The sequence below is a fragment of the Saprospiraceae bacterium genome (genome assembly GCA_016714025.1).
In the GTDB taxonomy this organism is placed as follows: domain Bacteria; phylum Bacteroidota; class Bacteroidia; order Chitinophagales; family Saprospiraceae; genus Vicinibacter.
The window spans coordinates 582,961-595,196 of the sequence record JADJOB010000002.1; the positions used below are offsets into that span (position 1 = coordinate 582,961).

8 protein-coding genes and 1 pseudogene are annotated in these 12,236 nt (G+C 39.5%); 2 read left to right on the top strand and 7 right to left on the bottom strand.

What is annotated here, in order from left to right; translation table 11 throughout:
- Positions 1-45: 45 nt before the first annotated feature.
- From IPJ80_05715 to IPJ80_05725, 3 genes and pseudogenes are all read right to left on the bottom strand, one after another.
- The gene (locus IPJ80_05715) at positions 46-1,128 is read right to left on the bottom strand and encodes a hypothetical protein (GenBank protein ID MBK7912979.1); all 1,083 of its coding nucleotides are present in this window, start codon (positions 1,126-1,128) and stop codon (positions 46-48) included.
- A 120-nt stretch (positions 1,129-1,248) separates the two neighbouring features.
- Positions 1,249-2,063, bottom strand: a pseudogene (locus IPJ80_05720) (2,3,4,5-tetrahydropyridine-2,6-dicarboxylate N-succinyltransferase).
- A gap of 2 nt (positions 2,064-2,065) precedes the next feature.
- Positions 2,066-2,740, bottom strand: coding sequence for a hypothetical protein (locus tag IPJ80_05725; GenBank protein MBK7912980.1), 675 nt, complete (start codon positions 2,738-2,740; stop codon positions 2,066-2,068).
- Positions 2,741-2,766: 26 nt separating this feature from the next.
- Here IPJ80_05725 and IPJ80_05730 point away from each other — a divergent pair, with 26 nt between their 5' ends.
- Positions 2,767-2,910, top strand: a complete 144-nt coding sequence (locus IPJ80_05730) for a hypothetical protein (protein ID MBK7912981.1) — start codon at positions 2,767-2,769, stop codon at positions 2,908-2,910.
- A gap of 157 nt (positions 2,911-3,067) precedes the next feature.
- Here IPJ80_05730 and mutL read toward each other — a convergent pair whose 3' ends face one another.
- Complete coding sequence (mutL, locus tag IPJ80_05735; protein ID MBK7912982.1) at positions 3,068-4,858, bottom strand: DNA mismatch repair endonuclease MutL; 1,791 nt, start codon at positions 4,856-4,858, stop codon at positions 3,068-3,070.
- 54 nt (positions 4,859-4,912) lie between these two features.
- On the bottom strand, positions 4,913-6,586 hold the full coding sequence (locus IPJ80_05740) for an MFS transporter (protein MBK7912983.1): 1,674 nt from the start codon (positions 6,584-6,586) through the stop codon (positions 4,913-4,915).
- A gap of 406 nt (positions 6,587-6,992) precedes the next feature.
- Here IPJ80_05740 and IPJ80_05745 point away from each other — a divergent pair, with 406 nt between their 5' ends.
- A complete protein-coding gene (locus IPJ80_05745) occupies positions 6,993-7,367 on the top strand; it encodes a GxxExxY protein (GenBank protein ID MBK7912984.1) in 375 nt (124 codons plus the stop codon).
- 417 nt (positions 7,368-7,784) lie between these two features.
- On the opposite strand, the gene rfaD is transcribed toward IPJ80_05745, so the two are convergent.
- Together rfaD and gcvP are read right to left on the bottom strand one after the other, a co-directional pair.
- The gene (gene rfaD / locus IPJ80_05750; GenBank protein MBK7912985.1) at positions 7,785-8,747 is read right to left on the bottom strand and encodes an ADP-glyceromanno-heptose 6-epimerase; all 963 of its coding nucleotides are present in this window, start codon (positions 8,745-8,747) and stop codon (positions 7,785-7,787) included.
- A gap of 33 nt (positions 8,748-8,780) precedes the next feature.
- Positions 8,781-11,654: an aminomethyl-transferring glycine dehydrogenase gene (gene gcvP / locus IPJ80_05755; GenBank protein ID MBK7912986.1), complete on the bottom strand. Its 2,874-nt coding sequence runs from the start codon at positions 11,652-11,654 to the stop codon at positions 8,781-8,783.
- Between the last annotated feature and the right edge of the window lie 582 nt (positions 11,655-12,236).

Below are 12,236 nucleotides of genomic sequence, written 5' to 3' on the forward strand. Positions count from 1 at the left end.
TTTTAAGTTGGTTGTTTTGAAGATAAAGTGAATACGATTGATCTTTCAGTACTTTTTCGAAAATTGAAAATCGTGTTCACCCTGACGTGAAATCTCAAGTTGCGATTTATCTTCACTGGATTTAAAATACAGATGATCTGTATAAGCCATATTAAAGTTCCATCGAACTTTAGTTCCAACAGGTATGATCAGGTCTCCTGTATTTTCCAACAGTTCATTTTTCTTTCCTATATAGCCTGGGTATTCCAGGTGCACCTGAAACGATTGGATCACCGGTTTCATGATGACTTTCAAAGTATATTCCGGCGAAACGATGTTGCCCGCAAACAATTTAAAAGGAAGGTCTTTCTGAACATTACTAAACGTATAGCTAAATTCATCCGGACGATCTTTCTTTAAACGATATTGAAAATGATCTACATCAATATAAGCTTCAGCGGGTGTTGTGCTTCCGTCAATTTTAATTTTTAATTCAAAAGTACCGTTTTGTTCGACATGCAATTCTTCCGATTCCAATTTGAAATGAAATGGCGCTTCCTTTTCAAAATCCTTATTGATTTGGATTAATCTTTGTGTCGGTTTTTGAATCATTCCGGGAGCCCACACCAGCAAAGAAAATAATATCAATAATGGAGCGATTGCATATTGGATGTATTTGCGGTTTTTTTGCAGGTCAATTGCCTGAACAAACGGAATGGGATTTAACTCAACTGATTTTTGTTGAATGCTGGCTTCAATTAAACTCCGGTCAGAATAATTAACCGATTGCGATTTAAGCTGAAGTACATTTAATAATTTATCCTCGACATCAGAAAAATGCGTGCCTATAATTTTTGCCGCTTCTTCGTGTGAAATCAATTTGCCAAGCTGGAAATAATGCATCAGCGGCGTTATGATCCAATACCAAAGGCTAAATCCAAACAATCCGAGGTATGAAAAACTTAAAACCGTCCGCACCGATTTACTGAAATAAAATTGATTCTCAAGCAGGTTATAAGCCAGAAATACCAGGGTAAGTAATCCGGTAAAATACAGGGCACCCCGGATCAATTGATTGATATAAAATTTCCGGGTAAACTGATCAATTTTTAAAATGAGCTGATCGTAGTAATTTTCATTCCATAGCATAATGAAGCATAAATTATATAAAACGCAAAATAGGTCTAAATAATTTCAAAATTGAATTATTTAACGTTTTGAAATCAGGCTTTCAGACAATAGCAAGAACAACCAAAAAGCCTCCCGGGTTTAGCCGGATACGTCAAAATCGCGAAGGGCACTATTCAAGCTAACTTTCTTATCGGTAGATTCTTTGCGCTGCCCAATAATTAAAGCGCAGGGTACCTGGTAATTGCCTGCCGGGTATTCCTTGGTATAAGATCCCGGAATCACTACAGCTCTTGGGGGCACATAGCCTTTATATTTTACTGGTTCTGTACCAGTTACGTCAATAATATGGGTAGATCCGGTGATCACTACATTAGCGCCCAAAACGGCTTCTGAGCCGATATGGGCTCCTTCCACAATAATGCACCGGGAGCCAATAAAGGCATTGTCTTCAATAATATTGGGTTTTGCCTGCGGGGGCTCCAATACGCCTCCAATTCCGACTCCGCCCGCCAAATGCACATTTTTGCCGATTTGGGCACAAGAACCTACTGTAGCCCAGGTGTCAACCATGGTTCCTGCACCGACATAAGCTCCAATGTTGACAAAACTTGGCATCAGGATGACACCGGGTTCGATAAATGATCCATAACGGGTAATTGCACCCGGCAATGCACGAATTCCAAGTTTTTCAAATTCCCGTTTTGGCATGATCTTATCATAAAACTCCAGATCACCGGCCTGGATCAATTTATTTTCAGAGATAGGAAAATAAAGCAAAATGGCTTTCTTAATCCATTCGTTGACGATCCATTCTTCTCCTTTTTTTCTGCTACCCGAAGCTTACCGGCATCAAGCATAGCAATTACCTGGTGTATGGCCGCTTTTACTAAGGGATCGCTTAAAAGACTCCGGTCTTCCCAGGCATTTTCTATGGTTTGTATGGTTGCATTCATGATTAAAAAATGTATGTAAAGGCCAATATAGAAGAAATTATTCCAACAAAATAACCTAAATAGATTTCATCTGCGGTATGGGCATTTAAATAGAGCCGGCATGTGCCGATCCAGCCTCCGATCACACAAGAAATTGCAATCAAATGATTGACATTAAAAGCAGATAAACCACTTTTAAGAAATCTAAAATTAAGCAATGAGGTCTCTAAATGATTAAAGCGCAGCAAAACCCAAAAAGCGATAAAAGCACCAAAGGCGATGCTGTGCAAACTGATTTTTAATTTGGTATTGATTGCGAAGGCCATAAAAATGGAAATAATCGAAGCCAATATAAAGCAGATCATCAATTTTGGAATTTGCCCCTGCGATTTCAGATTGACATACATCCAAAGATAAAATACGGCACATATAATCAAGGGACCAAATCGATCGGTACGCTCCCGCATTTCAAAACTTTGAATAAATCCCGTAAATCGGAGCAAAGCAAATCCGATAGCCGGAACAAAACAAGTATAAATAAATAATAAAATCAACAACAAGCTTTGTTCACTCCAATGCATGGATCCAAACAAATGCGGATTCAGACACAACACTAAAAATAACGAATAAAACAAAACCAGCAATGGATGAAACAGGTAAGAAGATATGTTGGCGAGTATGCGCATTAATGAATGCAAAGCTAATTAATTTTCAATCGCCATGAATGAAGAAGGAGGAAAAGCCACGAATGCACGAATTAAGGACGAATGAAGAAGTAGGAGTTGCCACGAATGCACGAATTAAAGACGAATTGAAGAAGATAGGAGTTGCCACGAATGCACGAATTAAAGACGAATTGAAGAAGTAGGAGTTGCCACGAATGCACGAATTAAAGACGAATTATTTAATTATACTTCGAATCTTCATTCGTGTCTTCATTCGTGTCTTCATTCGTGCATTCGTGGCTAATCTTCGCATTTCCATTCGTGCATTCGTGGCTAATCTTCCCATATCCATTGTGAAAATTACCTGAATTTTTTAAACAGGTCTTCCAGGCTTAAATGAAAAATACATTTTTTTCCAGACGGACTAGCATACGGTATTTCACATAAAAATAATTGCTCAACCAGCGCTTGCATTTCCTCCTGTGTCAAATTTTTACCACGCTTAATGGAACTACTGATTGCCATAGAACGCGCAATATTTTCCTCCAAAGCCAATTCAAATTCCAGATTGGACTTATACTGATTTAATATCGTCAGAATTAATTCTTGCTCGTTGTATTTCCCTTCAAGCAATGCAGGTATCCCATGAATCACAAACGAATCGGATCCAAAATCTTCCATGTCAAATCCCAATTTCTGCAAGTAAGGAAGCAATTCTTTTAATTGCTGTGCATCTACTGTGCTCAGATGAAGATTCTGCGGAAAAAGTAAACCTTGCGTTTGCCGGTTTTCAGACTTTAAAAGCAATTTGTAGTATTCATACAACACACGCTCATGTGCCAATTGCTGATCGATGATGCTGATCCCAGATTTCAATTGCACCAATAAATAACAAGAATGAAACTGCACAATTTTAATTGATTCCGGAACATCTTCCGCACTTGGTTGAACCATCGTACCAAACGATTGATCCTGGTTTATTTCTGAAGAATAATTGTCCTGTGAAATACCGGAAAAATTCGCCTGCGGACTCAATTGTTCCCATGAAGCATAGCTGCCACTGCTTTGTACCGGACTTCTATGACCAAATCCAATATCCGGACCATCCATAATCTTGCGAATGCCCACATCAGAAGAATCAAAATCAATTTGAGGTGTAAGGGAATGTTGCGCCAAACTAAATCGGACCGCCGCTTTTAAAAACTGATAAATCAGACGCTCGTCTTCAAATTTTATTTCATGCTTGGTGGGGTGGACATTGATATCAATTTGAGTGGGATCAATATTTAAAAACAGGATATAAAAAGGCAAATTTTCAGCAGGAATAATATTTTCAAAAGCAGCTTTCACTGCATGTTGTAAATAAGCACTTCGAATAAAGCGTCTGTTTACAAACAAGATTTGTTCACCTTTAGCTTTTTTGGATAATTCAGGTTTACCAATAAATCCGCTGATTTCTACTACATCGGTTTGCGGTGTAACCGGTATTAAAAAATCCTGATATTTTTTTCCATAGATACCAACGATTCGTTGCTTTAAGCTTCCTGCGGCCAATTGATAAACCAATTGATCGTTGTTAAAAAAACTAAATGATAATTCCGGATATGAAATTGCCTGATAAATAAATTCTTCATGAATGTGACGCGATTCAATGCTGTCGTTTTTTAAAAACTTACGCCGCGCAGGCAGATTATAAAATAAATTTCGCACCTGAATTTGTGTACCCGTCGGACAAGCACAAGGTTCCAAGGATTTAATTTTTGAATCTGAAATTAAAATTTTGGTACCCGTTGCATCTGCTGCCGGCTTGGTTCGCAATTCCACTTGAGCAACCGCTGCAATGGATGCAAGCGCTTCTCCCCGAAATCCTTTGCTTTGAATGTGAAATAAATCTTCCGCAGTATTTATTTTAGAAGTGGCATGACGCTCAAAAGACATGCGTGCATCGGTGGGCGACATTCCACAACCGTTGTCGTTGATTTGAATCAATACTTTTCCTGCTTCGCGAATAAATAATTTGATGTCAGTGGCTCCGGAATCTATGGCATTATCCATCAACTCTTTCACAACGGAAGCCGGACGCTGGATGACTTCACCGGCTGCAATCTGGTTTACAATGTGATCTTTAAGTAAATGAATAATATCGGGCATAGCACTTTCAGAAAGAGCCCAAAGGTAGAAGAAAATAGCTATTTACGGATCCCCTTAATGACTGCCTTCAATCTGTTTATCATAATCAATCCCTTGCTTGAGCAATATCGATTTAACACGCCAGGCGAAAAAAGCCAGGTAACCAAAACATGCTACTGTAATCCAATAAGATTGATGAATGCCAATACTGGATAAATCAGCCAATTTTCCCTGAATAGGTGGAATGATCCCTCCTCCCAGGATCATCATTATTAGAAAAGCCGCACCCTGGCTCTCATATTTTCCAAGGCCCGCTATGGATAATGAAAAAATACACGGCCACATGACAGAGCAATACAAACCTCCACTTAAAAAAGCGTAAATGGAAATCGTGCCCTGGGTCATAAGTCCAATGATCATGGCCAACATCGCTAAACTTGCAAACAACATCAGGGTATATACGGGTTTATCACCTGCTACAAAAAAAGCTGCGATTAAAACTGCAACACAGGCAATGTAATTGTATAGTGGACTCATATCTCTTGCAGCAATGGTATTTACTAAAATCACCACTGCAAATGCGAGAATCGGAATCACAAGCATCATTATTTTTTTCAACTTTGCTTCCAACTTAAAAACAGGAATTGCACCGGTCCATCGCCCAATCATCAAACTTCCCCAGAACATAGAAATATAAGGTGGAATTGCAGAGGTTTGTAAACTACCGTATTCAACACTTTTGAGCAATTCGCCCATATTGCTTTGAATGGTAACTTCCACGCCCACATAAACAAAAATTGCAAACATGCCCAATTGAATTTGTGGAAATTGCAAAGCGCCCCAGGAAGCCGTATTTTTTTTCGAACTAAAATGTACATAAACTAAACCTGCTATTAAAACCAATAGCGCTGATAGCAACCATTTCATGCGCGTCCATTCCAAATCTTGTAAAGCACTTTCGGATAAACCATCAGTCACATTTCGGTAGCTATTAAAAACGGGAATAAAGCAGGCAATCAATCCGATGGTAATTAATACCATAGTCCAAATCGCTTTATTCTCCGGTTCAATCATAGCCGAATTAATACTATCCGGAACTTTCTTTGAAAAATAGAACAGTGCTGCGGCAAATAAAAATAAAAATCCAACCCCGATATATAAAAAGGTAACCCGATTCAAACTCAAAGATTGAATGGCGCTGTCATCGTAATGAGTTGCTCCAAACAAGGCTAATGCCACTACTATAGGCCCAATGGCTGTTCCAAACGAATTGATGCCCCCTCCAAAATTAACCCGGTGCGAACCGGTTGCAGGATCTCCCAAGGAAATTGCAAAAGGATTGGCGGCAGTTTGTTGCAATGAAAATCCTAAAGCCAAAATAAAAAACGAAATAAGAAAAAAACTAAATCCATTTTCAGGGGTCCCTACATTAACAGAAACAATCATTGCGATTGCTCCAAGCAATGAAAACAACAATCCATACACGATGCTTTTTTTATATCCCCAATTCGAAACAATGTCGCGACGTTTGAGCGCTCCAAATACAAACAATGCCAATGCACCGATATAGTATGCACCATAAAAAGCAAAATCAACCAACTGACTTTGAAACTGATCCAGTTTAAAATAACTTTTACAAAAAGGAATAAAAACCCCATTACCCGATGCAATAAATCCCCAAAAGAAAAATACAGTAATTAAAATACTTAAAGCACCATAATTCGTCGGCTTCGTCTGATTAGAATCCATTGCGTCTTGTTTTGTTTGAATTGTAAAAGTAAAATTAATATTAATATTTAAACCAACAATTCTTCGCCCCCATTCATGTCTTCATTCGTGCATTCGTGGCTAATCCTCCCTCCTCAATTCGTGTCTTCATTCGTGCATTCATTCGTGCATTCGTGGCCTTTCTTCCCTTCTTCATTCGTGTCCTCAATTCGTGCATTCATTCGTGCATTCGTGGCATTTCCTCCCTTTTTCTATTCGTCCTCCATTCGCAATTATACCTTAAATCTTAGCCACGAATTCACGAATTAAAGACGAATGGATTTTTATCGCCACGAATGCACGAATTAAAGACGAATTAATACATTTATTTGCGTGTTTTATAATTTATTCTATTTTTGTAATACCCTAATTTTAAAACTATGAGATCATGGATAAAATATTGTATAAAGATGAAAGTTATCTAATTATAAACAAATGCTTTGAGGTACACAAAATATTAGGTCCCGGTTTTCTTGAACTTGTTTATAAAGATGCCCTGGAATTTGAATTTCGCAAATCAGGAATTCAATTTGAACGCGAAAAAAGGTATGATGTAAATTATAAGGGAGCAATCCTTCCTCATAAATATTATGCAGATTTTGTTGTCTATGATAAAATTATTCTGGAACTGAAAGCTGTTTCTGGAATACCAGATGAGTTTGTTGCACAAGCATTAAACTATCTTATGGTTAGTGGCAACAAGCTTGCTCTCGTCGTGAATTTTGGAGCAACAAAACTGCAATCAAAAAGAATTATTTTATAATTCCATTTATCAATTGATACTAAAAAAGAGTTGCCACGAATGCACGAATGAATGCGAAGAGTTGCCACGAATGCACGAATTAAAATGCGAAGAGTTGCCACGAATGCACGAATTAAAATACGAAGAATTGCCACGAATGCACGAATGAAAATGCGAAGAATTGCCACGAATGCACGAATGAATACGAAGAGTTGCCACGAATGCACGAATGGAGGACGAATGAATATGGATATATTAAATCCATTCGTCTTTAATTCGTGCATTCGTGGCCTTTCCTCCTTCCTCAATTCGTGTCCTTCATTCGTGTCTCCATTCGTGCATTCGTGGCTAATCTTCCTTCCTCCATTCGTGTCCTTCATTCGTGCATTCGTGGCTTTTCCTCCTTCTTCAATTCGTCCTCCATTCGTGCTTCAAAAATTAGTAGTAGTTCTGCTTTTCCAAATAATTACAAACGTAATCCTGAATCGCATCTTTAAAAGGCAACATCGGCGTATTATATGAAATGGAATGCAATTTCCTCATATCCGCACAGGTATAATTTTGGTAGGTCTTAATCAAGTCTTCAGGCATTGGAATAAATTCAATGATCGGATGCTTTTCCAAAGCCTCAAACGTATGATGGACCAGATCGATAAAACTGTTTGCTTGACCACTGCCAAGATTGTAAATTCCATTTGGGCGCGGATTTTCAAAAAAGAAAAACAACACATCCAATAAATCACGAATGAAAATAAAATCCCGCTTCTGCTCACCATCCTTAATCTGCGCATCATTCGATTTAAACAAGCGCACACATCCCTTCTCCTGAATTTGATTGTAAGCATGAAATATCACAGAAGCCATTCGCCCCTTGTGATATTCATTCGGACCAAAAACATTAAAAAATTTAAATCCAGCCCATTGCGAAGGATGTTGCTTTTGCATCAAAACCCATTCATCAAAAATTTGTTTGGACTGACCATAAGGATTCAAAGGTTTAAGGCTAGGAATCAATGATTCATCATCCGAATATCCTAAAGCACCATTCCCATAAGTAGCCGCACTCGAAGCATATAAAAAAGGAATATCATGTTGCGCAGCAAGATTCCATAAATTTTTAGAGTATGAAACATTTAATTCTTCAAATATTTGCACATCCATTTCCGTGGTGTCCGTGCGGGCACCTATGTGAAAAATAAAATCAACGTTCGCATGATTTTTTTCCAACCAGGCAATAAATAGCGTTCGATCCTGAAACGAATGGATGTTTTTATTTAATAAATTGGGATGATCCTTTTTATAAATGGCATCGACAGCAAGAATATCCTGAAACCCTTTTTGGTTTAGATAAGAAACCAAACACGAACCAATAAATCCGGAAGCACCCGTTACAACGATCATACTGCGAAGATATAACGGGGAATCATGTCCTGCTTACATATAACTTTCCATCGGCGGACAAGTACAAACCAGGTTGCGGTCCCCAAAGGCATTGTTTACACGACCTACACTCGGCCAAAACTTTGAACCCTGTTTTAGATAAGCCAATGGATAGGCCGCTTTTTCACGAGAATACGGACGATCCCAAACATCTGAAGTGATGACAGCTGCCGTATGAGGCGCATTTGACAAGACATTGTTGTCAGCCGGATAATTGCCCAAAGCGACTTCCAGAATTTCATTGTGAATTTGCAATAAAGCATCACAAAAACGATCCAACTCATCCTGATTTTCAGATTCAGTTGGTTCGATCATAATGGTTCCTGCAACCGGAAAAGATAAAGTAGGCGCATGAAAACCATAATCCATCAAACGTTTGGCAACATCTTCTGCGCTGACTCCGATACTTTTAAATGGACGAAGATCCAATATTAATTCATGCGCAACCCGACCCATTTCACCTGTGTATAACACCTTGAATTTTTCTCCTAATCGAGTCGCCATATAATTTGCATTTAGAATCGCGTGGCAGGTGGCCGATTTCAGTCCATCGGGACCCAACATGCGAATGTATGCATAGGAAATTAATAATATACTGGCGCTGCCATAAGGCGCTGCTGAAACCGGTGGCGTTGCACCTTTTTCCGGATTTACATTTACGTATGGATGGGATGGCAAGAAAGGTTTCAGATGATCGTTTACACAAATCGGACCAACACCCGGACCGCCTCCACCATGTGGAATCGCAAAGGTTTTATGCAAATTTAAATGGCAGACATCGGCTCCAATCCGGGCTGGACTGGTTAATCCTACCTGCGCATTCATGTTTGCACCGTCCATATACACCATGCCCCCATTGTCGTGAATAATCTGACAGATATCCTGAATAGAAGTTTCAAACACACCGTGTGTCGAAGGATAAGTCACCATCAAACAGGCCAGATTTGATTTGTGTTGCTCTGCTTTTGCTTTCAATTCAGAAACGATGATGTTTCCTTGTTCGTCACAAGGAGTTACCACCACATCATAGCCAGCGATGACGGCACTTGCCGGATTGGTACCGTGTGCTGAAGAAGGAATGATTGCAATGTTTCGATGATGATCTCCGCGCGATTCATGGTATCCGCGAATTGCCAATAAACCTGCAAACTCACCCTGTGCGCCGGAATTTGGTTGTAAGGAACAGGCTGTAAAACCAGTAACGTTGCAGAGATAAGCTTCCAGTTCTTTTGCCATTTGGACATAGCCGGAAGTTTGTGATGCCGGAGCAAACGGATGGATGTTTGCAAACTGAGGCCAGCTCACCGGAATTAATTCCGTAGCGGCATTCAACTTCATGGTACAGGAACCTAAAGAGATCATAGAATGCACCAAAGAAAGATCTTTGTTTTCCAAACTCTTGATGTAACGCATCAAGGAAGATTCCGTATGATGTATATTGAAGATCGGATGCGTAAGATATTCTGATTGGCGTACCAAAGCCAGGGGCAATTTTACTTGCGATGAAACAGAAAGTGCAGCAGCCGTTTTTTGTGTAGCCTCTGCAATAATTTTTATAATGGTTGCCAGATCTTCTTCAGTACTTGATTCATCCAGATTGATTTGAACTGCATTGTTTGTGTACCAAAAATTGCACTGATATTTTTCAGCAACGACCTTGATTTTGCTTTGTGTATTCTGATCCGCTTCAATGGAAACCAAATCAAAGAAATGTTCGTTGGACACTTTACATCCCATGGCTTGCAAAGCTTGTGACAAGGCACAAGACATGTCGTGTACCCGGCGAGCAATTGCTTTTAAACCAATCGGACCATGATACACTGCATACATCGATGCCATAATTGCCAATAAAGCCTGAGCAGTGCAGATGTTTGAAGTAGCTTTTTCGCGACGGATGTGTTGTTCGCGTGTTTGGAGTGCCATGCGCAAGGCACGATTTCCGTGTACGTCAATTGAAACGCCGATAATTCTTCCCGGAATATCCCGTTTAAAGTCTTCTTTCGTTGCAAAAAATGCGGCATGCGGTCCACCAAAACCCATTGGAACCCCAAAACGCTGACTGTTACCAAAAGCGATGTCGGCACCCAGTTCGCCCGGACTTTTAAGCAAGCACAATGCGAGTAAATCAGTAGCCATGGCAACGAAAATCCCGGCGGCTTTTGCTTTTTGGATAAAGTCCTCATGGTTGATAACGCCCCCTGATTTGTCGGGATATTGAATCAAAGCACCAAAGCAGTTGTCTGGGATGGCATCGGTTTGACAGTTGCCGCTTACAATTTTGATGCCTTGTGGCCATGCACGCGATTGGAGCACTGCCAGGGTCTGATCGTACACTTTATTGTCAACAAAGAATACATCCGGAGATTCTTCTTTGGTCTTTTTTTCTTTTTGGTGGTAAAACAGCATCATGGCTTCAGCTGCAGCCGTGCCTTCATCCAACAACGAAGCATTGGCAATCGGGAGGCCTGTCAAATCGGTGACCATGGTTTGAAAATTGAGTAAAGCCTCCAGACGTCCTTGTGCAATTTCTGCCTGGTAAGGGGTGTATTGGGTATACCAACCCGGATTTTGAAATACATTCCTCAAAATCGCACTGGGTGTCACCGAACCGAAATACCCTTGTCCGATAAAATTGCGGGTGCTAGTGTTTTGATCTGCCAGTTCTTTGAGCATCAACAAATAGTCGTATTCAGAGAGTGCTTCCGGCGTTTTAAGCTCAGATTTCAGCCGAATCTTATCCGGTACCGTTTGTTGAATCAGTTCATCCAGACTATTCACCCCTATGGTTTTCAACATCGGAGCCAAATCTGTACCCAAAGTCCCGATATGACGGGATTCAAAACGATCGTAACGAGGAAACAAAGCCATACTGCGATTTTAAAATTGGCTGCAAAAATAGGCTTAGTAAGCTTAAAAATTAAGGAATGGTAATAAGAATTAATATCCAGCCGCATTTTAAGTTAAATCGGGAGAAGTCGGTTTGCAGAACTGATATAAAAACTTACTTGCATTTGTCAGTATGGGACCTATCATGTAAGGGTGCTCTTTATAATAAATTTGAAAGTAGGCTATCAATTTACTATTAGATATTAAAATTTAGCTATGTTTATATTGTAAATTAAATAAAAACGAAACTTGTTAGCGTGTTAACACCGTTATCGCACATGATGCAAAAGGATTTAAAAATACATTTGGATTCGGTTAAAATCGTTCTTGCTTAGCTTTGAAGACACTATTGCAGCTATTTTATTTTTTTTTGCTTTAATGCTTTCACTTGTAGGTACAGCATCACAGGACGATAACAGGCAGCACACGCCACACCGCTTGTAACTTTATGTTTTACTCTCAATATTTTTTGGCTGTTTAATAAATCTTTTTTACTTTTGGTTAACATCCTTTTGGCGGTGCAGCGTGTACTGCCAAACCGATATGGGACTTAAGAAGATTGGT